We start from the raw sequence: 21,284 nt of genomic DNA on the forward strand, positions 1-21,284 counted from the left end.
ATTTGGTTGCTTGTTTTTAAAGTAAGCCGATCTAGAAAATGTTGTTACAAGTGCAGATAATTTTTCAATGGCTATAGTTTTTTTCTCAAGCAATAATAAAAAGAAGTTATCAGCATAATTTCTTACTTTGTCATAGAGTATTTTGCGGTAAGCAAAGTCTAACTCTATTAAAAGTGTTCGGTTGCTCACCCGTTTGTTGGTAATGCTGCTGATGCTGATGAGGCTAGTAAGTCTAGTGATAAAGTAGCAAGAAAGGTATTTTGTGATGAGATATGTAATAGCTTGTATTATGTCTGGTTTTTTCTTGGTGCTGACAGGATGTGTATCAAATCTGTCAGGAGAGTCTTACTCAAGAAACGAAGTAAGACAGTTACAGACAGTAAAGATGGGAACAGTGATTGACGTGAAGCTGGTGCAGATTGAAGGCACTAAAAGTGGGGTTGGCGCTATTGCTGGTGCGGCTGCCGGTGGTATTGCTGGTTCAACTGTTGGTGGTGGACGTGGTAGCGATATTGCCGCTATTGCTGGTGCGGTAGCAGGCGGTTTACTCGGTGGCAAAGCGGAAGAAGCATACACCCGCTCACAAGGGGTTCAACTAACAGTTGAACTATATGATGGCTCTTATGTTTCAGTTGTCCAGCAGGTATCTCCTAATGTGCGGTTCCGTCCAGGTGATCGAGTTCGAATCTTAACTCAAAATGGCGTTTCTCGCGTTGTTCAATAAAGCCTAAGCGCTAACCATACTCTCTAGTGGTGCTATTAGCTTATTTTGCACATGTGCCACTAGCTATAATGAAAGTTTTTGCTTCCTAGACAGGTCTATTTGTATATGAAGAATAAGGACCAGCAGTTTCAGGCTTTGGTGGAGGCCTACCACAAGCCTTTGTATCGTTATGCGTATTGGCTGACAAATGATGAATCCGTTGCCGAAGACTTAGTGCAAGAGACTTTTATGAGAGCATGGCGAGCGTTAGATAGCTTACAGAACGTTGATGCGGCAAAGTCGTGGTTAATTACAATATTACGGCGAGAGAATGCCCGTCGTTTTCAGCGTAAATCACTGGAATATTCTGATATAGAAACGGACGAGCTACCTGATAACAGTGGCCACTATGCTTTTTCTACTAATTTGGAAACACTCAGAAATTGTATGGGGCGGCTTTCTGAGAAATATCGTGAACCGATAGTAATGCAGTTGGTGTTAGGTTACTCCCAGGATGAAATTGCAACAGCGCTGGAGATTCCCTCAAATACCGTGGCAACCCGGTTACGCCGTGCTCGGCAGCAGTTGCAAGCAATGTTAGGTGGTAATGATGAGCAAGGATATTCACGAGGTGTAGGAGTATGAACTGCTTAGAATTTCGGCGAGTAGTCTTGGAAGAACCACAGCAACTCTCACCAGCTCTAGCTGAACATAAGCAACAGTGTAAGGAGTGTCTGCGTTACTATACCCAGCTGCAAGAGCAAGAAGCACTGTTAATGGAAGCGCTTGCAGTGCCAGTACCGGATGATTTGGCAGCAAAAATTATGCTTCAGTGCAGCTTTGATCAAACGTCTGATCAGGAAGTCACAGAAACGGAGCCAACAATTGTTCCTCTAAAAAGTAAAAGTAAAACTTTTCGTCAGTTTATTGGAGGCTTTGCGGTAGCCGCTTCAGTGATGATGGGAGTGGTATTCTGGCAGGCTCATTTGAACTCTGAACAGCAACAGCTGACAGAAATGTTTGTTCAACATATGGAGCATGAAGCCCATTCTTTAGTTTTAGAGGAGCCTATCCCTGTTGGTCGTGTGGGCTTTACCTTAAATAATGTAGGGATTAAAGCCATGGCTGAGCTGGCTAACGTCACTTATGCTGCAAATTGTGTCATTGAAGACAAAATGGTGGCGCATTTGGTGGTGAAAACTGATAAAGGACCTGTGACTGTATTATTAATGCCACACAAACAGTTTGGTGATGAGTTTGCTGAGGAAGCTAAACAATGGCAAGTGGCTTTAAACAATATGAAGCAAGGAAGTGTTGCGTTTATTGGGCCTAAATCACTTAATATGGAGCCTATTCAGCAGCAAGTGATGCAGTCAGTTGATGTACTTCAAATATAGAAGTGTTTCAAATATAAAAGGCTGAAAGTCTAACAACTGGCTTCTGTTATCAGAAGCCAGTTGCGGTATACCACTAGTTAAATGTAATAAATTTGTATCAGGCCCTGCTAAAACCGAGTTGATAGTAATTTTTTCGCAGCAGCTTTTATTGCTTCTCCATACTGCTCTTCTAGGTCTGTTCGTTCTGAATCCTGCTGGATCTTTAAACTCAGTTGCATTGCTTCACGAGCATCATGGGTCGCCATGTGTTTAGTGGCGTTATAAATAGTATCAAATACAGCTAAATCGGGTTGTTTCACTAAGTTAACATCAATGTTATCCAGAAGGATTTTGAGACGAATGGCCCCTTCTGTGAGGTCAAGTTGGTCGTTAGCAATAGCTAATGCCAGAATTTTTACACTAGAAGCAAGAAAGTCTTTTTGTTGTTTTTCAAACTGTTTTAATTTAGCCTGATTCGCGAATACCTCACGCCATAAAATAACTGCCCATGCACTAAGCCCTAAGATAATCAATATGCCAAAAATAAGAAAAATATTTGTATACAGCATGCGATAGTAAACTTATGTCGTAGATCGTGAAATGGCGTGGTTTTGGCTAAGAAACACTTTTTATAGGGTGCTGCACTAGGTTAGCATGAATCAACATGAAAGGGCAGTTTAAGGGCACCTCTAATGTGTTTCAGTCAAGCGCTCTTTGCCGTAGATTTATCGTGTCTAGCAGCATCATATTGGTTAAGAAAGTTTAATAACGCTTGGTTGACTTGGGCTGGCTGGTCTAATGGAGATGCATGGCCAGAGTCTTCAACCACCACCAGTTTGGCATTAGTTAATTGCTGACAATAGTCTGCTTTATAGCTGATGGGGGTATAGTCTCGATCACCCGTTAAAATTAAGCAGGGGCACTTGATATTATCGAGAGGGATCTGAACTGACCAGTTAATAAGGGCTTTAAATGCATTCACATAGGCTGCTTTATCATTCGTTGCCCATTTTTCAACTCCTTGCTGTCTAAGTCTATGCTGTTCTGGTTTAGGAAACAGTTTTCGCATAATAAGCTTGCCTGTAATTCGCATACCCAATAGCTGAGTAATGAGTAGCCGCTGGTATATCAAGCAGCGAATTTTCCAAGAGTGGGCAATAAGGTGAGGGCCACTGTTAATGATCGATAATGACAGTATCTGCTGAGGCTGATCGACTGCTAATTGAAAGGCAATCATTCCTCCCATGGAAATGCCAATCAGATGGTATTGATGAAAACCAAACTGCTTTGCTAAACAACTTACGTCATCTGCTAGCATTTTAATGCTATAGGGGCCTGGCGGCTTACTGGATTGGCCGTGGCCTCTCAAGTCAAGTGTAATCACCTGGTAGTCGTTTTGTAGTGCTGGTACCTGATAAGACCAGTCTTGACTACTTGAACCCAGGCCATGGAGAAGTATGACAGGCTCTCCTGAGCCTTGTATTTCATAATACAGCTGTTGTTGGTTAACGGTGATAAAGGGCATGGGATTGCTTCATCCTTGAAGTATTATTTTTTATCGTAGTACTTGATAAAAGCGCTAACTATCCTTTGGTTGTGTTTCTTCTGGTAAACTTTTTTCTGCAGGCTCTTTTGCTTGTGGCTTCTCAATACTACTTAAAATCCCTCTAAGAATACTAAGCTCCTGCCGCTCTGGCCTTGCCCGGTTAAATAGGCGGCGTAATTTCAGCATGGTTTGGCCTGGGTGTTGTTTAATAATAAAACCCGTATCGGCTAGTACTTGCTCTAGGTGTTGGTAAAAATACTCCATTTGCTGACTACTGGGGTGAGTAGGCTCATTTATAGTGGGGTTATCATCAGGGTATTGCTGGGCAGCAAGATAAGCTTGGTAAATTTCATAGCTGATGGTCTGAACGGCGGTTGCCAGGTTGAGTACAGGGTATTCTGGGTTGGCAGGGATATACGCATGGTAATTACACTGCTGTAGCTCTTCGTTGTGTAACCCCATGGTTTCACGGCCGAATACTAATGCAACTTGTTGCTGGGGTACTTCAGCGATTACTTTTTCGCCACACTCTCGGGCACTGAGCATTGGCCAGCTGTGGGTGCGTTGGCGTGCACTGGTGCCAATGACTAATGAGCAGTCTTGAATCGCTTCTGCCAGGGTTTGCGTAATGACTGCATTGGCTAACACGTCTTTGGCACCTGCTGCCATTGCCGTGGCGTCTGTGGCTGGAAACTGCTGGGGATCTACCAGATAGAGTTGTGATAACCCCATATTTTTCATTGCACGGGCGGCGGAGCCAATATTGCCGGGATGAAATGTATTAATTAAAACAATGCGAATGTTTTCTAACATGCTAACTACATATACCTAACGTTTTGGCCTATTATACCAAGTTTCAATGTAGGTTGCTGACCATATATTTTTTTCCAGGATACTCTTCAAAGAAGGGTAAAAGGAGGCAGAAATAGCCTTAGTGTTTGATATGGAGTAACGGGCTATTCCATCTAGCTTTTGCGATAGCCTCCATCATTCGGATAAGGGTGAAGAAGTGAAAATATTCAAGCGGTTGTTCTGGTTAGGCATACTGATGATGTGCATGTTGTTAAGTATTGATCGATACATTAGCTGGCAGGCAAAAGGGCGTTTATTCATGCAGCCAGAACAGTTACCTGGCCAATCGGTAGCTTTGTTATTAGGTACTGCTAAGTATTTTCGAGGACAACCCAATTTATTTTATAACGCTAGAATTGATGCGGCAGTTGAGTTATATCAATCAGGTAAGGTGAAAGGCTTTCTGGTCAGTGGTGATAATTCTCGACAGGATTATAACGAACCGGAAATGATAAAAGCAGACTTAGTCGCCAGAGGTGTTCCCGCTGAACGGATTGGGTTGGATTTTGCTGGATTCCGTACCTTAGACTCAGTGGTACGAGCCAAGCAGGTGTTTGGCCTAAATAAGCTAGTGATTGTATCTCAACCCTTTCATGTTGAAAGGGCTTTATTTATTGCTGATCATTACCAGTTGGATGCAGTGGGGTATGCAGCGGCGGATGTGGCTGTCTGGCGCTGGCACTTGAAAGTGCGCAGCCGAGAAGTATTGGCCAGATTATCCGCCTGGTTAGATGTAAAAATAATCAACCGCTCACCAAAATATCTAGGCGATAAGGAAACCTTGGAGTTTTTGGCCGGGGTGTAATGGGCACCTCTCATGCTAATATGCGTAAAGAGATAACGTCCGCTTAGCATTAAACAATATAATCTTCCAACGGTTTTTTGCCTCTGGTATTTGAATCGCAGGGGTATTTAAATTATTAAAGTTAGCGCTATAGGGCACTTCATTTTCAGCAATAAAATTCAGGCGCTCTTGATTTGCATCATATTGTGAAACCAGAAAATCAATAATTTCATTGGTCAGTGGTACCCGGTAAAAGCGGATCAGGTTTTGCGCTAGGCGTTCAGCAGCTGCTGATAAATTATTTTGTACATCTTCTGCTAGGGCTTTGGCTTCAGTGACGCGCTCTTGTACGCTGGCGTCAGGTTCCAACGCATCAATTAACATGGCATGGGAACTGTAGATTGCACGCTGAATTTTGGGAGAGTGCAGCTTAGTAAATTTATCCAGCATAATTGTCAGTTCTACTGCTAGTTCTTTCACCTTGAGTAAAGGTAATTGTTTGGCTGTGGTATCTTGTTTAGGCGATTGATTTAAAGCAAGCTTGGTTTCTTTCAGTAATAAATTAAGGATTTTAGCTAATGCAGCCTTTTCATCTAAATCCAGTTTGATAGATTGCTCAGTAAATACAATATTGCGCTTTAAGCCACCGACATTAGTCAACATTTGTTGTTTTTTCTGAGTAATATGTTGCCAACGCTGTAATGCTCGACGGAAATGTACTAAGTCTCTTCCTAGTTTTAAATAGGCTTTGCGAGCCTGCTCATATAGCTCTAAGGCTGACTCTAGCTGTTTGGTTCGTTCCTGTAAGTTTAATGTGTACTTAATATGACGATCAGTCAGTTGCCGGTTGCTATTGACCTCTTTCGCAAGTTGCTCAATGCCATTAATCGCTGAAGTGAGCAGTGCCTGAGCGGTTAGCCCTTCGTCTGAATGAATATCCTCGTTGACATTACATAAGCTTAGATAGCTGGTTAATGCTTTGAGGCGGCTGAGTACTTTAGCCCGGCTAATTCGGTAATCATTGCGCTCTTCTTCTAAGCGAGAAATGGCTTTTGCAATATCTTGGGTACCTTGATACTCAATTTTTAGGTAGCTGATTTCCCGATCACAAAGCAGCTCAAGTGCCAAGGTAAATAGCTCTTCAGTATCAGCGAGTGTCATCAGCTCATAGTTATCCTGCTCAATGGCAGATAATATCCTTTCAATAAATAAGGGAGAGCGTTGCCGACCAAGCTCGGGGCTGGGAGCGATACCTTTCAGCCGCTCAAATAGCTGATCAGCGAGTTGTGGGTAGTTGGCCCGTAATTTTTCGTTTGCTTCATTTGCCTGGACTGTTACTTGCTGAATCAAGTCTTCCATGCGTGAAAACAAACCAGCCTGTCGTAGCACTTCAATTCGTTTTGCGTGTAAAGCTAGTTGATGGTCTTCGGTCAACTCATAAACAGCCACTTCAATGCCTTCAGCACCCAAGTTTGCCTGTTGGAGTAAATAGCTTGCTGCCTGATACTTTCTGGCTTCTTCAGTAAGACTGGCTAACGACAGGTCTCTTACCTGCCATACCAGGGGGGGCAGTGACGCAATTGCTTGTTTGATTGCCTTTTGTTGCTGCTTTAGCTTACTGCCTGTGGTCAGGTGATACAGGTATTTGGATAAAATACCTAAAATACCGGCGACTACTGAATAGCCGACAAAATAGATGCCTTTATCAATGGGCATCCACGCACCATAGCCAGCATAGTAACCGGCCAGAGCTGCTAGATAAGTGACAGGGCCAGCCGTCCAGGCAAAACTGACCATAGTGATTCCCCAGGGCTCATCCTGGGTTTTGATATGTAACCGCTCTAACCAGTGACGAGGCCGATTGGTTAGCTGAACGGGTGGACTATTACCGTTGTTCTTTGGTGTTTTACGCTGCCACATGATTGGTTATAAACTACTTTGTACTATTTTTAATTATTGCTTAGGGGCCTGCTGCTGTAAGTATTTATCCTCTGATAGTTTTCCATACTAAATGGGCTAGTCAGATGAGCTTTTACTCGCAGCAAGCCGGTGGCAAATGGGTACTTGCGTATTGTTATACGGGTAGGTTTGCTCGGCCGCTAGTCTATGAAATTATTTATATTTAAAAAGTAGTAGAGTTACCTATTTTCAGTCGTATTCCCGCAGCTAGGTAATGGAAGCCTTCTTTGGTTTGATGGGTGTGGAGCTATAGCGGGTTAAAACAATATACCCGCTGGTTTTTGTCACAGGTTCTTTAATGGTTAAGTTGAATCTGTCCTGTTTCGACAACTGTGGTAGAGCTAAATAAATTGCTACCTTGCATTTTTGCTTTTAACTCATAATTCAGCTGTTTTTTGGGGTGCTGTAAGACATCATTAATAAACCGAATGCTGTTGATCAGGTTAGTTGATGTTTCTACAGTAAAGTCTGTGCTGCTATAGCCAGGAACACTAGGAATTTGATTAGTAACACCTGAAATGACTTCAAAGCCTTCAAGGCTAATACTGTAGAACATTCCGCTTAGCTGTAAGGATGTGCTGTTAGGGTTAATCAGTCGTAAGCCCACAGAAAACTTTTGGGTGAATCCATCTGGCTCTAGTACTTGGATAGAGGTGATGTGGATTTTGGGTTTTTCATAGTTTGGCGCTAATGTAGCGCAGCCTGCTAACCATAGAGTGAAAGTGGAGATAATAATATAGCGAAAAAAAGCAAGGTAGCGAAAACAAGCCGCTCGATTCAACATAAAAAACCTCTGGATTAGCAATAGGATTACTCTCTGGTACCTTTTAAAAAAGAGAATGTTTATCGGTATCCTACTGACTTCGCCGCATTTGCTGGATAAATACCTGAGACTCTCGAATGGCTTGCTGCATTGAACTTAATAGCCGATCTACGTCTTTTTGTACGGTTTTTAATTCACCTCGTAAAGCGGCAATTGCTCGGGCATTTAAATTGTGCTTTAAGTACAAAACCTGGTCATGCAAGGTGGTTAATACGGGGGCGATGGTTTTTTCAGCGCGCCACATAGAGGCAATCAGTTTTTTATACTGTCGTTTAGTTTCTTGCAACTTGCGGGCACTGTCTCTTTTTAACGTGGCGTTGGAGTATAGTGCCAGCTCCTCTTCCCATTCTTCAAACAGTGCTTCTGCCACACCTTCTACTTTCTCTATATGGCCACGTAAGTTATCAGCTGTGGTTTTGCTATCTTCGTATTCGGTGTTGAGCTTGTCATAGGTCTCCTGAAGGTTACCACCATCAAACTGAACCACTGCTTTAAACTGCTCCAAAGCATCCTTAAACTGCTGCTGTGTTTCTTGTTGAGCTTTTTGTGTGTCTTCTACGCGATTAATTAAAATATCTCGCTTGTGGTAGCCAAGCTTTTCCATGGAAGCATAATAGGCGGTTTGGCAACCAGATAGTAAGCCAAGTGTTAATAACAGCAGGAAGAGCGAACGGACGGGAACAAATAATTTCATTCTAGCCTCATAGCAAACAGGAAACACAAGTTTGCATTATGGCTGAAGTTATAGCGCAAAGCCAACGAGATCAATGTTTGACCCTGTTGGCTGTTAGGCTTGATAGGAGGTGTTGCACGGCAGTTATCGAATATTTTGTAAGGACTCTAGGGGAGCACCGACTAGCTTTTCGGTAATTCTTTGTGCTTCTTGTAGGGTGATAGGCACGTTAGGGTTGGCTAATAATCTAATCACATTATCTAAGCTGGCTTTATTGTGGGTTCGCTGACGAATCTCTTGATCAACTTTATATAAAATACCAACTGCTTTGGCTGTGATTGGACCGTAAGAGCGATCTACTTTTAGTTTGGATATTTTTTTTCCTCTACTGACTTGCTCTTTAATGGATTTTTCAAAACGTTCCTGAGTAATGGTGCCTGATCGACGCATTATTTCTAGCGAGTAGTATTCCGCAAGCCCTTCAACTAACCAGTCATGACCAGGCTCTGCACGAGCTGACATTGCAACATGAATCAGCTCGTGAATGGGAGGACTGGTGCCATCTTCGGTGATTAGTGGTCTGTCTGCATGAAGAAACAAAGAGCTGGGGCCAGATAGAGCACCTCGCCACATTGGGTCATTAGCACTGACAATATTAATGCGTTTCGGAAAGTCAGGAAATATATCGAGAAAAACAGGCAGGTTCCAATTCAGTAAGGCTAAAATATCGAGTCGTCGAGCAGACTGTTTTTTCGGGGCGCCCACAGCTACTTTAATGCCTTTAATCGTTTCTCGTTTAACCCCTATATCACCTGCGACTATCCATCCTTTTGGCCGGTCAAACGCACTCTTAGGGTGGTCTACTTTATAAGCGCCGCTGGTATAGCGAATATAGGGAGTGGCAATTGACCAGCCTTTTGGCATTTTAAAGTGAAGCTTTGCCTTAGACTCGGTGCCATCCTGCATGTCGATACGGAGTTGTGGAATAACATCGAACCCTCTGAACAGCGCCCAACTATCAGTAATGATTGAATCATAGCGACCTGACTTACGCTGATGGTTCATTTTAACTGTGTAGGTTAAGGAGCCTGGTTTGCCATTGGGCTGCCAAAGCACGAAGTCTTCCTTTACTTCTACTTGTCCTGAGCCTTTAAAGTCAAGGTAGCGTTGTGAATCAGTTTTAAGCCGGATTGAGCGGATGAATTGGGCATTTTTATTCAGCTTAATAGCTACTTGTGCAGTTTTGGTTGCTGGCTGGAGATTAACCTCATAGTCAACATAGTAATAATGATTATTCTTTGAGGCTGTAGCCACTAAACTCCAGGTGAAAAAGAGTATTCCTAAGATAACTCGATGAACAATTAAGGAGGTCAGTTTCATAATAGGGTTTGTGTTTTTTAGAGAAAAGTTTAAAGAATGCCAAATTGTTGTTGAGAATACTGAACTCGTTGATCGACGGAAAAGCCATGCTTTTTCATGGTTTCGATATGCTTAAGCCTGGGTTCCAAACCAGTATTATTGGCAACTTGTATGGCAAGCCCTGGTCTTGCATTCAACTCCAACAATAATGGCCCAAGCTGTTGGTCTAGAACAATATCTGCACCAAGATAGCCAAGCCTTGTCATATCATAGCAGGAAGAGGCTAAATGAAGAATTTTATCCCAGTGTGGAACCTGCAATGTCTCAAAATGGCTGCCTGTATCAGGGTGTTCATCAACCGGTCGGTTGCTTTGTACTGCGCACAATGCTTTACCATCGGCTAGATTAAGCCCAACCCCAACAGCACCCTGGTGTAAGTTGGCCTTACCATCTGACTCATGGGTTGATAAGCGGAGCATAGCCATTACCGGAAAACCCTTAAAAACAATAACCCGAATGTCAGGTACGCCTTCATAGCTGTACCGATCGAATACCGGGTCAAATTGAACCAGTGCTTCAATCATGGCTACATCAGGTTTACCGCCTAAACTATGTAGCCCGCTTAAGATATTTGATACGTGTCGTTTAATGTCAGATAGGGTGAGTGTTTCGCCGCTGGGCTTAAAGAAACCTTCTGCGTTTCTTTCTGTGATTACTAGAATCCCTTTACCGCCACTTCCTTGTGATGGTTTGATGACAAAGCCATCATATTGATTAACAACATCACCCAGCTGTTTAATTTCGTGTTGGTACTCAATAGTGTGCAGCAGCCGTGGGGTGGATACCTTGGCTGTTTCAGCAACCAGCTTAGTTTTTAATTTATTATCAACCAACGGGTAGAGGCTACGTGGGTTGTATTTGGCAATATACGACACATTTCGCTTATTCATGCCGAGAATGCCTTTTCGCCTTAATTTGCTAGGTTTAGCAAAAAACATCGTGATTAATCCTCGGCTAGTGGTTGAAACCGGCGTAACTCTGTTAGTCGATAGCCAGTATATTGGCCTAACAGGATGATACAGCCTAATAGCGCTAGCAATAGTTCAGGGAAGTTGAAGGTTAAATGTTCAACATACTGATTGGTCATCAGTAGGTAGGCAAGGGTTGCTACCAGCAAGCTACCTCCTCCTTGAGTAAATACTTCTTTGGGGCCTTCTTCCTCCCATAAAATAGACATTCTTTCTATCGTCCAGGCAAGAATGATCATGGGAAAGAAAGTAACTGACATAGCTTCACTGATACCCAGCTTATGACTAAGAATACTCATACCAGCCATAATACTGATTACCACTATAACGACAGCGGATATTCGTGCCACCAGCAGCAAGTTGAGCCGACTTAAATAGGATCGAATAAATAAACCAATACTGACAATCACTAGGAAAATAATCAGGCCAGTAAATAGGGTTGTTTCAATGAACGCAATGGCAATCAAAATCGGCATGAAGGTGCCAGACGTTTTGACCCCAACTAAGATGCGCATTAATACCACAACAATAGCGCCGATGGGGACTAGCAAAATTGACTTGAAAACGTTTTGTTGCTCAATGGGCAGGCTGTAAATCGAAAAGTCGACCAGGGCCGCTTGATTTTCAGCACCATGCAAAATAGCAAAAGACTTAGCTGGTTGGGAGTTTTTAATAATTGAAAAGGATACTTTAGAGTTCTCGCCGCCTTCTACATCAAGCAGTGAACTGCCTCCTCGTTGCCAAAGAATGAAGTTGTCTGGCAACCCTTTTTGACCTGTTTTAGGGTTTAAGAAGACCCAGTGGTCAGTATCAAAAATCTCAATTAAGGTTGTAAGCTTTTGATTGCGGCGGCCATCTTCTAATCGCAGACCTCTGGCGACCCTGGCAGGTACATTGGCTAATGCCAATGCATTTAAAGCCAGCCGCGTTTTGCTCAGCCCCTGATTACCCAGCAAAAGCTGTACATCTTCAATTGGTTCTTTGTCATTGATTAGACGTATTAGCTCTGTAGCAAATGTTGTGTTGTCAGCAGAACGATTATATACATAAGTGACTAACTGGCTGATAGTGGTTTTTAGGCTAGGAGACAGGTCTGGCACTTTGGTTTCAGTTGGAGGGATGTCAGCTTCAACTTGAGATATACCTGACTGTTGGAAAACCTGTACCTTGTAGAACAAAACCTGCTTGCCTTTGGCCTTTCGTTTGGCCCATTGTGCTCGACGCTCTTGCTGGTTGCTGTCCCAGCCAAAACCATAACCTGAGGCGGTAAAGTCTTCATCTAAAATACCCATTTCTGGTGGGTTATGAGGCAAAGCAAAAGAGACAGTGACAGGTTTATCGGTGGCTTTAAATTCTATTTTTGCTTCCACCGTCCAGATAGCTTTGCGCTCACCTGGCAACAATGGGAACTCAAGCTCTGAGTTCTTGTAAATGGTAAGGCCAATGCCAATAAAAATGAAAATGAAAGATAATAAATAAACTTGTGCTCTTGATGACATTATTGCTGCTCATCTACTGCCAAATTAGGCGTTTGCTCAGGGGTAGGCGTTTTTTGGGTAAATTGTTTGCTGACATCAACAATGGCCATATCTTTTAGGAAGTTACGTCCAATTAAAACTGAAATGTCATAGTTGCTGCGGTCTGTCAGGCTGAACGAAATCCGCTGTTCGATGGCGCCTAGGCGAACATTCATCTTTACAATGTAAGCCTTTTGACCATCAGAGTCAGGTTGTTTAGCTTTCACCTTTTTTACAACTTGGCGACTGATTTCAGTGATTTCACCAGATTCTGGATCTTTCACCTTGAATTTAACCCACTTTTTACCATCCCGCTCAAAAGGAGTGATATCAATAGCATGTAAGACAGAAGTCGACAGCCCTGTGTCAATCCGTGCATCATAAGTAATGCCAGGTGGCGTCAAGGTTATTTTTTCTAGCTCACCAACAACCAGTTTTTGGTCAGTTGGCTCTTTTTCTTCTTCATTGGCCTTGGTTTTTTCTGCTGGCTTAGCCTGTGGGCAGTAAACAATAGTCTGCACTTTGGTTTTAGATGGGTTGCCAGTAGGCTTGACTTGTTTAGTCGATTGTTCAGTCGTAGCTGGGGCAGTACAGTTTTCAATGGTAGTAACTACGGGCTGAATGGCCTGTTCAGGCCCCTCCTGGCCAAAGCTGACTGAATTGATGCTCCAAATAACTGATATCAATACCAGACACTGCAAATATTTCATATCACTCCCTAGTTGTAGAGATGAATGGCCTTATTATAGGTGTTACTTAAGGTTGCTAATGCATATATTCTTCACGAATGACTATAGACAACCATTGCTGATCTTAGGGCTTAAGCATACTTACTATTTCAACAGTAGACTAATAAAGTATTACTCAGACCGTGTGACTGTTTAATCAGTTCAGCGAATCAGCTCTCATTATTATCAACTATTGTATGGCTTCCCTTAATATCAGAGCTATCAGTAATTGCCAGGGGGGAATTTTGGCCAATGAGGCTCAGTACCCTAGACAGTTACTTGCACTGGCGCTGGATAGCTTGAAATATATCAGGCAGTCCAGCCAAGGGGAGCTCCTCTTTGATGGGTAGGAGCTGCTCAACCATGTTAGATGATAAATGAAGACGGAAGTATTATGCAGGGTTTTTGTAGCTAGAGAATCCTAAAACCTTGAGTTTGTGATCTTTTAGCGGCTTGGTAAGTACTTCAGGTGTGCACTTGTGAACAATATCTAGTCGATGAAAAGAAAGTTTTTGCACCTCTGGTGTGTGCTTATTGACAGAGAGGCTAGTTTGGTGATTGCACTATTATAGTTATTGTCGGTAATTAGGCTGAATAGTTTTTATACGATATCCAGTTACTGGTATCAGAGTAGAGTGCCTGTAAGTGCATTTTAGTGGCTGACACTATTTATTTTGCTCATGACGTTACGCTCATAGCCTTTGGTTTTTTTCCACAGGGGTAATCAAGTAAGCAGGACTGCTAATGTAGTCGGTATCTTGTAAATTAAAAATTAGCTATGCGTATTTTCCGAAATTTTTTTAAGGTATAATCTTTAATTATAGATGCATAATAAAATGTCATCTGTTAATTGTTCCACCATCTCTACGCTTAGTATATCCTTCTGCTTCTTTTCTTATTTATCATATAAGACAGTTGAGTTCTGGCTTGTAACTGGCAACTTTACCTAATAGGGTAAACCCAAAGAGTAGGAAGGGTGGTTGTTTATTATTCAGTATACTGCTAGGTAATAGTTACCGTTAAATATTTTAGGTCATATTCGCTAATGGTGCATGCGTAAAGTCGTTGCCTTATTTATTTTTCGTATGGACCACTCGTTATTTAGGTGAGTTATTAAGATGGAAAAACAAACTGGTAGTTTTATAGCATTACTACCTATATTGCTATTTTTAGGCATATTTATTGGTAGCGGGGTTTATTACCACCAGCAAGCAGTAGATTTTGCTTTTTATCAGATCAAAGCGCCAGTAGCTATTTTACCGGCAATAATTTTAGCTTTTATCCTAGCGAAAGGAAAAACCAATAGCAAAATTGAAACCTTTGTTAAAGGTGTCGGTGATCAAAATATAATCTTAATGTGCCTTGTGTTTTTGCTTGCAGGCGCATTTGCCAGCGTCACAAAATCTATTGGTGGTGTAGATGCAACTGTCAATATTGGGCTGAGTGTTATCCCTGCTAGCCTGTTACTGCCCGGTATTTTTATAATTTCAGCTTTTATTGCCACTGCGATGGGAACCTCCATGGGGACGATAGCGGCTGTAGCGCCTCTAGCATTACAAGTGGCAGTAACAGCTGGGTTGCCTGAAGCTGTCTGTATTGGTGCCGTTATTGGTGGTGCCATGTTTGGTGATAATTTATCCGTTATTTCTGACACCACCATAGCAGCGACACGAACTCAAGGATGTGATTTAAAAGATAAATTCAGAGAAAACATTAAAATTGCAGCACCAGCAGCCGTACTGACTATTATTTTATTATTTGTGATGGGTGAGCCAGGTCAGGCGATAGAAGCTAAACCAGTGAATGGGTGGCTGGCTTTACCTTATCTTATTGTATTAGCCCTCGCGGTCATGGGGTTGAATGTATTGACTGTATTAATGATTGGTATTGCTGTTTCTGGTGTCATGGGAATGCTGGTTACGCCTGATTATGGCTTAGAAACGCTTAGTAAAAACATTTATGCAGGTTATGAGGGGATGCTGGAAATTATGGTCTTGTCCATGTTGATTGGTGGATTGGCCATGATTATGAAACAGCAAGGTGGCATGCAGTGGGTTATTGATAAGATTACTCGGCTAGGCAAAAACACTGCTAATAAAAGCCAAAAGGCTGGTGAAGCATCTGTTGGTTTATTAGCCGCTATTAGTGGTATATTTACTGCTAATAATACCATTGCGATTATTATTGCAGGGGGGGTAGCGAAAGATGTCAGTCAGCACTATGGTATTAGCAGTAAGCGAAGTGCCAGCTTGTTAGATATCTTTGCTTGTGTAGTGCAAGGTTTATTGCCTTATGGGGCGCAGATTTTATTGGCGGGATCAATTGCAGGACTTTCTCCCTTGGCCTTAATCGGTAATGTTTATTATTGCTGGGTATTGGGTGGCGTTGCTATTTTGGTGATAGGACTAGGCCTGTTTTCCAGTAAAACAGCTGTTACCCAGTCTGAGGCGTTAAAAGAACAGTCTGTTTCATCGTAGTTTTTCTTTTTGATTATTCTTCCATGCTAGCGAAAGATACCCGCCATTTAGCGGGTATCTCATCCGATGTAGACTCCAACCCTTTTTAAACTTACCCTACTATCCACCACGGACTATTATTTGTAGTTATTAGAGCTTCCCTTTATATTGTGTTGCTGCAAGGTGGACCACTTGTGCTGTTGCTTCATTCATACCGCTATTCACTTTTGATTTGTTTTTCTGAGACGCTTGATTTTAAGCTATTTGCTTTCAATGCTTTGTCTAATTTGCGGGCTGTGTCGCCAGGGGCTCCAGTAAATCTTGCCAATAGATTATAGGCAACAGGAATGACGAATAAAGTAAATACGGTGGCAACTGTTACTCCAAAAAATAAGGTAATCCCCAACACCTGACGGGTTTCAGCACCTGCTCCAAAAGAGATAATCAGTGGGATTGAGCCTGCTGTGGTGGTAATACTAGTCATGATAATTGGTCGTAATCGTACTTGTGCTGCTTCGGTAATGGCCTCTTGTATGGTTGCCCCTTGGTCGCGCATTTGGTTGGCAAACTCCACAATAAGAATGCCATTTTTAGCTGCTAGGCCAATTAACATGACTAAACCGACTTGGCTGTATAGATTGAGGGTGTTGTCAGTCAGTATTAGCCCAATTAATCCGCCTGCAATGGCCAATGGCACAGTGAGAGTAATGATAAAAGGATTGATATAGCTTTCAAATTGCGCAGCCAGTACTAAAAACATCACTAAAATACCTAAGCCAAAAGTGAAATAGCTGGCACCACCAGATTTTTTGTAATCCAGTGATTGGCCTTTGTAATCAAAAACGGCATTATCTGGAAGCTGCTTGCGTACCAGGTTTTCCAAATAGGTGAGAGCATCTCCCAGGAGTAAATGGTCTTCTAAATTGGCGTCAATAGTAATTGCACGGGTGCGGTTATAGCGATTTAAGGTTTTTGAACCTGCATATTCTGCCAACTTAACCAGGTTTGAAAGGGGGATCAGTTGGCCAGACCGTTCAGATCTCACGTAGATATTGGTTAAATCATTAGGGCTATTTTGTTGGTCCCGCTTGCCTTCAACCATTACATCATATTCTTCTCCATCTTCTATATAAGTTGTCACACGCCGTGAGGCGAGCATACTCTCCAAGGTGCGGCCAATATTTTGAATGGAGACGCCCAGCTCTGCTGCACGGTCGTAATTAATCATGACATGAATTTGTGGGCTGGTTTCTTTGTAGTCACTATCAATGCCAATAAACCCAGGATTATTTTCATTGATTTCAGCAAACAACCTGTTACGCCACTTAGCGAGTTCTTCATAAGTGCCGCCACCAATAACAAATTGGATGGGTTTTGCTGTACGGCTTCTGATGCCTTGCCGCATGATAGGGTATATTCGTACTCCAGCAAGGTCAGCGGTATTTTTACGGATTTCTGCCATAATTTTCCAGGCTGAGCGGCGCTTGCTCCATTCACTGAGTACCATAATCACTATACCTGAATTAAAACTGCCTCTGGGGGTGCGAACTAATATTCTTTCAGCCTCGCCTTTTTCTGCTAAGGGCATCAAACGTCGTTCAAGTTCATCCATATACTCTTTCATATAAGCATAGGTGGCACCTTCAGGACCATTGACCAAAATAAAAAATGCCCCTCGATCTTCTTTAGGCACATACTCGGTAGGAATTTTATTAGCTAAAAATACGGAAAGCCCAATCATGACAATAAATAATGAAATGACAATATAAGGTTTTCTGAGGCAGGCTAGTATCCAGTGGTGATAGTGTTTTTTAAACCAATTAAAAAAACTATCGACTTTTTTAACCAGAAAAAAAGAGCCGTTTGCAGGCTTTAATACCATTGATGCTAAAACAGGAGATAATGTTAATGCAACTAAACTGGAAAAAACCACAGCAGCGCTCATGGTGACTGCAAACTCTGAAAATAAACGGCCTATGTCTCCTTCTAATACAGTAATAGGAGCGAATACCGCCACTAAAACCAGAGTAGTGGCAATCACCGCAAACCCCACTTGACGAGTGCCTTTAAATGCAGCGACTAAAGCAGGTTCATTGTACTCTTCCATTCGGCGATGAATATTCTCTAATACGACAATAGCATCATCTACCACTAAACCAATAGCCAGCACTAAGGCTAGTAGAGTTAACAAATTTACTGTAAAACCCATTATCATCAGTACAATAAATGTAGCAATTAACGAAATGGGTACAGTAATGGCTGGCACTAACATGGCGCGAACACTGCCTAAAAATAAATAAATGGTAAAAATAACCAGTGACATGGCAATAGAAAGGGTTTTATACACTTCGTTAATGGCTTCCTCTATAAATACTGAAGAGTCATAGCTTTGGTGAATATACATGCCTTTAGGTAGGGTTTTATTGAGGCGGCCTGCTTGTAGTGTTGCTGCACGTGCTACTTCGATAGTATTGGCTGTTGACTGTTTGGTAATGCCAATACCGACCATACTTTCTCCATTGCCACGAAACAGGGTGCGATACTCGGTGGTGCCTTTTTCAACAGTGGCAACATCACCCAAGCGCACTAAATATCCATCATTACCGCGAGATAATACTAATTGCTTAAAGTCATCTGGCTTAAGAAATAGCCGTTTTACTCGTACAGTAAACTCTTGGTTAATCGACTCGATACTACCAGCAGGTAATTCTACATTTTCTGAGCGTAGTGCTTTCTCTACATCATTTACCGTGAGATTGTGGGCTGCCAGTTTGGCGCGATCAATCCAAATCCGCATGGCAAAACTCTGGCCCCCACCAACACGTACCCGTGCAACGCCTTTAAGAATCGAAAAGCGGTCCATAAGATAACGCTCTGCATAATCGGTTAACTCAGGCACAGATAGACGGTCACTGGTTAAATTAAGCCACATAATCACATCTTCATTTGAATCAACCTTTTGGACATCCGGCACTTCGGCTTCTTGAGGAAGGTCATCTAGAATGCGTGACACTCTATCGCGTACATCATTGGCTGCTGCATCAATATCACGGGTTAAATTAAACTCGATATTGATTTGTGAGCGCCCATCAGAGCTATTAGACTCGATGTATTTAATTCCTTCTAAACCAGAAATACGGTCTTCAATTAACTGAGTGATTCGGGTTTCTACGACATTAGCGGCAGCGCCTGAATAGCGAGTATCGATTGATACAATTGGTGAGTCGATATCAGGGTATTCCCGTAACGGCAATCGTTCAAAGGCAATGATGCCAAAGGCGATGAGTAATAAGGAAATAACTGATGCAAAAACTGGTCGTTTGATACAAATATCAGATAGGAGCATAATTAGCGTTACTCTTGTTTATCTGATGAAAGGGATTGGGGGGGCGAAGACCGTTGATTTAAAAGTTCGGTGATTGGTTGTTTATCTTTGGCTTGCTGAGCCAGGATTTTTACCGAGCTACCGTTATTTAATCGCATTACGCCGTGGGTAACGACTATTTCACCTGGTTGTAGCCCGCGTTGTACGACAATAGCGCCTGGGCGTCTGGCGCCTGTCATTAATTTGCGTTTTTCCACAGTTGGAGGATTAGTGGCTGTATTGACAACAAAGGCATATTTATTAAAACCTTCTTGTACTAAAGCCTCTTCTGGTAACATCAAGCTTTCTTTAACAGGCTTACGCAATTCAACCATCATTAACATACCAGGCTTTAATCGTTGTTGCTTATTGGGTAATACTGCGCGCACGATAATTGAACGGGTGATAGGGTTGATACGAGAATCGATGCTGATAATGTTACCTTGAAAAATATTATTATTGACTTCTCTGGATTTGGCCGTGACTTCAAGACCAGGCTTTAAAGTACCTAAAAAAACAGCAGGTACAGTAATATCTAATTTCATTACACTGTCATCATCAAGTGTGGTAATTGGGTCGCCAGGTGTGACCAGTGAGCCAACACTGATATTGCGTAAGCCTACCACACCATTAAAAGGGGCAATGATTAAACGATCAGCTAGACGTGATTGAGTGGCGTGAAATTTTGCTTGTGCTGTTTCATAAGTCACGCGTCGTTGATCCAGTAGTGACTTGGAAGCGAGGCTGGAGCTTACCAGTGATTGAACACGCTCATATTGTCGTTTAGCTTCTTCCAAAGTGGAGCGAGCCTCTTCCAACTGGGCATGTTCTTCAGTGCTAGTCATTTCAGCTAATACATCGCCTGCTTTAACTCGCTGGTTGTCATCAAAATGAATAGCCGTAATGGTTTCAGTGACGGTAGAGGAGAGTGTGACAGCTTCATTAGCTCTTAAGGTACCTAATGCTTCAATTGCCTCAACAAAAGGCTCTAATTGTACTGACTTGGTAAACACAGGAATAGGTGCTGAGTTGGCGTTTACTTTAAAGAGGAATAACCAACTTATGATAATTATGTTGCATACTGCTTTGTAATGCATGAAAAGCATCCTTGGTTTGTCGTGTCAGCTTATAAGATAATCTAGCGTGGCTCAATAGAGCATAGATGATGAAAACCAGGGGATAAACTACATAGTAGAGGCAACTATATTAAAAGGCAGCCTTTGTATGACCAGAGTTAATATAAACGACATGATAAGATTATGTTACGACAACAGCAGCTTATGAGCTACTTAAAATAAAGTGATAATTTAATTATTTTATCTGGATTATATAAGCATCACTTATCCTATACCCATCATGGATCATAGTGGTTTGGTACAGATATCAGTTTTATACTGATAGTGGTTTTATACAGATAGTTATTTTGTTGTAACATAGCGTAACCATGGTTGGTTTTATATTGACGACTAAATAATAGTAAACTAACTTTGTTGCCCTGCTTGTTTGTATTGCTTTGTGCAAGTAATGCCTTACTTAGATAAGTCCTGCATTTTAAATGTAGAATTTAGGTGATATAGGGTGTATAGGGTAGATATAGTAGTTTAACATCATGACTAAGAATGGAGGCTTAAAACCAATGAATGATAGTCAGTCAGTGTTTGGTAATGAGATAGAGTTAGACGGTGTGCTTTATGTATCTGTAAATTTTCTAAAGCAATATCCCGAGTATTTGGATAATGAATTTAATGACAATGTTGATGCGGCAAATGATGCTGCAGTAAGTATAGAAGAAGGAATGCCAGAGGAGGGTGATGACTCACCCAGTGTCCATAAAAGTGAGATTGTACTGAATGGTAGTACTTATTTGGCAGCACCTATTTTGCGAGCTAATCCCAATTATGTTGAGTTGAAATATAACCAGCAGATAGAAGTTGCTTTGCCGCAGTTCATTCCCAACAATGTACTTGATGAAGGTAAAGTGGCGACCTCATTCTATCGTCGTCGTCGATCTATATAGAAGAAGCTCTATTTTATCGTAAATAATTGTTAAAAATGCCCTTATGCCGCTAAAAATGTAATTTTTAGCGGTGTCTATAGTTGGTTGAAGACGACCCCC

18 protein-coding genes are annotated in these 21,284 nt (G+C 42.0%); 6 read left to right on the plus strand and 12 right to left on the minus strand.

Translation table 11 applies throughout. From position 1 onward, the window contains the following. The first annotated feature begins 265 nt into the window (after nt 1-265). From ORQ98_RS08350 to ORQ98_RS08360, 3 genes are all read left to right on the plus strand, one after another. The gene (locus ORQ98_RS08350) at nt 266-724 is read left to right on the plus strand and encodes an outer membrane lipoprotein (RefSeq protein WP_274688340.1); all 459 of its coding nucleotides are present in this window, start codon (nt 266-268) and stop codon (nt 722-724) included. A gap of 99 nt (nt 725-823) precedes the next feature. Next, entirely contained in the window at nt 824-1,348 is a 525-nt protein-coding gene (locus ORQ98_RS08355; RefSeq protein WP_274688341.1) for a sigma-70 family RNA polymerase sigma factor, read from the plus strand. Next, nucleotides 1,345-2,100 (plus strand): DUF3379 family protein, encoded by a 756-nt coding sequence (locus tag ORQ98_RS08360; protein ID WP_274688342.1) that lies wholly within the window; start codon nt 1,345-1,347, stop codon nt 2,098-2,100. The genes ORQ98_RS08355 and ORQ98_RS08360 overlap by 4 nt, the downstream gene beginning before the upstream one ends. Before the next feature lie 107 nt (nt 2,101-2,207). Here ORQ98_RS08360 and ORQ98_RS08365 read toward each other — a convergent pair whose 3' ends face one another. The 3 genes from ORQ98_RS08365 to trmJ form a co-directional block, all read right to left on the minus strand. Beyond that, nucleotides 2,208-2,648 (minus strand): DUF2489 domain-containing protein, encoded by a 441-nt coding sequence (locus tag ORQ98_RS08365; RefSeq protein ID WP_274688343.1) that lies wholly within the window; start codon nt 2,646-2,648, stop codon nt 2,208-2,210. Between the two features lie 134 nt (nt 2,649-2,782). Continuing rightward, on the minus strand, nt 2,783-3,604 hold the full coding sequence (locus tag ORQ98_RS08370; protein ID WP_274688344.1) for an alpha/beta fold hydrolase: 822 nt from the start codon (nt 3,602-3,604) through the stop codon (nt 2,783-2,785). A 54-nt stretch (nt 3,605-3,658) separates the two neighbouring features. Further along, nucleotides 3,659-4,438, minus strand: coding sequence for a tRNA (cytosine(32)/uridine(32)-2'-O)-methyltransferase TrmJ (gene trmJ / locus ORQ98_RS08375; protein ID WP_274688345.1), 780 nt, complete (start codon nt 4,436-4,438; stop codon nt 3,659-3,661). Between the two features lie 196 nt (nt 4,439-4,634). On the opposite strand from trmJ, the gene ORQ98_RS08380 reads away from it, so the two are divergent. Next, complete coding sequence (locus ORQ98_RS08380; protein ID WP_274688346.1) at nt 4,635-5,282, plus strand: SanA/YdcF family protein; 648 nt, start codon at nt 4,635-4,637, stop codon at nt 5,280-5,282. Between the two features lie 15 nt (nt 5,283-5,297). On the opposite strand, the gene ORQ98_RS08385 is transcribed toward ORQ98_RS08380, so the two are convergent. The 7 genes from ORQ98_RS08385 to ORQ98_RS08415 all read right to left on the minus strand — a co-directional run bounded on the left by ORQ98_RS08385 (nt 5,298) and on the right by ORQ98_RS08415 (nt 13,330). Next, nucleotides 5,298-7,181 (minus strand): sbcc family protein, encoded by a 1,884-nt coding sequence (locus ORQ98_RS08385; protein WP_274688347.1) that lies wholly within the window; start codon nt 7,179-7,181, stop codon nt 5,298-5,300. 334 nt (nt 7,182-7,515) lie between these two features. Further along, nucleotides 7,516-8,004 carry an LEA/WHy family protein gene (locus tag ORQ98_RS08390; protein ID WP_274688348.1) on the minus strand — a complete coding sequence of 163 codons (489 nt, stop codon included), beginning with the start codon at nt 8,002-8,004 and terminating at the stop codon, nt 7,516-7,518. Nucleotides 8,005-8,074: 70 nt separating this feature from the next. Further along, nucleotides 8,075-8,737: a DUF2959 family protein gene (locus tag ORQ98_RS08395; RefSeq protein WP_274688349.1), complete on the minus strand. Its 663-nt coding sequence runs from the start codon at nt 8,735-8,737 to the stop codon at nt 8,075-8,077. Nucleotides 8,738-8,860: 123 nt separating this feature from the next. Then, the gene (locus tag ORQ98_RS08400) at nt 8,861-10,030 is read right to left on the minus strand and encodes a hypothetical protein (RefSeq protein ID WP_274688350.1); all 1,170 of its coding nucleotides are present in this window, start codon (nt 10,028-10,030) and stop codon (nt 8,861-8,863) included. A 95-nt stretch (nt 10,031-10,125) separates the two neighbouring features. Further along, nucleotides 10,126-11,073 (minus strand): alpha-L-glutamate ligase-like protein, encoded by a 948-nt coding sequence (locus ORQ98_RS08405; RefSeq protein ID WP_274688351.1) that lies wholly within the window; start codon nt 11,071-11,073, stop codon nt 10,126-10,128. Between the two features lie 5 nt (nt 11,074-11,078). After that, nucleotides 11,079-12,602, minus strand: coding sequence for an inactive transglutaminase family protein (locus ORQ98_RS08410; RefSeq protein ID WP_274688352.1), 1,524 nt, complete (start codon nt 12,600-12,602; stop codon nt 11,079-11,081). Further along, nucleotides 12,602-13,330 carry an ATP-dependent zinc protease family protein gene (locus ORQ98_RS08415; protein ID WP_274688353.1) on the minus strand — a complete coding sequence of 243 codons (729 nt, stop codon included), beginning with the start codon at nt 13,328-13,330 and terminating at the stop codon, nt 12,602-12,604. Before ORQ98_RS08415 ends, ORQ98_RS08410 begins: the two co-directional genes overlap by 1 nt. A gap of 1,136 nt (nt 13,331-14,466) precedes the next feature. On the opposite strand from ORQ98_RS08415, the gene ORQ98_RS08420 reads away from it, so the two are divergent. Further along, on the plus strand, nt 14,467-15,825 hold the full coding sequence (locus ORQ98_RS08420) for a Na+/H+ antiporter NhaC family protein (protein WP_274688354.1): 1,359 nt from the start codon (nt 14,467-14,469) through the stop codon (nt 15,823-15,825). Nucleotides 15,826-16,021: 196 nt separating this feature from the next. On the opposite strand, the gene ORQ98_RS08425 is transcribed toward ORQ98_RS08420, so the two are convergent. Continuing rightward, nucleotides 16,022-19,150, minus strand: coding sequence for an efflux RND transporter permease subunit (locus ORQ98_RS08425; RefSeq protein ID WP_274688355.1), 3,129 nt, complete (start codon nt 19,148-19,150; stop codon nt 16,022-16,024). An 8-nt stretch (nt 19,151-19,158) separates the two neighbouring features. After that, nucleotides 19,159-20,265: an efflux RND transporter periplasmic adaptor subunit gene (locus ORQ98_RS08430; RefSeq protein WP_274688356.1), complete on the minus strand. Its 1,107-nt coding sequence runs from the start codon at nt 20,263-20,265 to the stop codon at nt 19,159-19,161. A gap of 512 nt (nt 20,266-20,777) precedes the next feature. Here ORQ98_RS08430 and ORQ98_RS08435 point away from each other — a divergent pair. After that, nucleotides 20,778-21,185: a hypothetical protein gene (locus tag ORQ98_RS08435; RefSeq protein ID WP_274688357.1), complete on the plus strand. Its 408-nt coding sequence runs from the start codon at nt 20,778-20,780 to the stop codon at nt 21,183-21,185. Nucleotides 21,186-21,284: the final 99 nt, after the last annotated feature.

This window comes from Spartinivicinus poritis (assembly GCF_028858535.1).
Lineage (GTDB): Bacteria > Pseudomonadota > Gammaproteobacteria > Pseudomonadales > Zooshikellaceae > Spartinivicinus > Spartinivicinus poritis.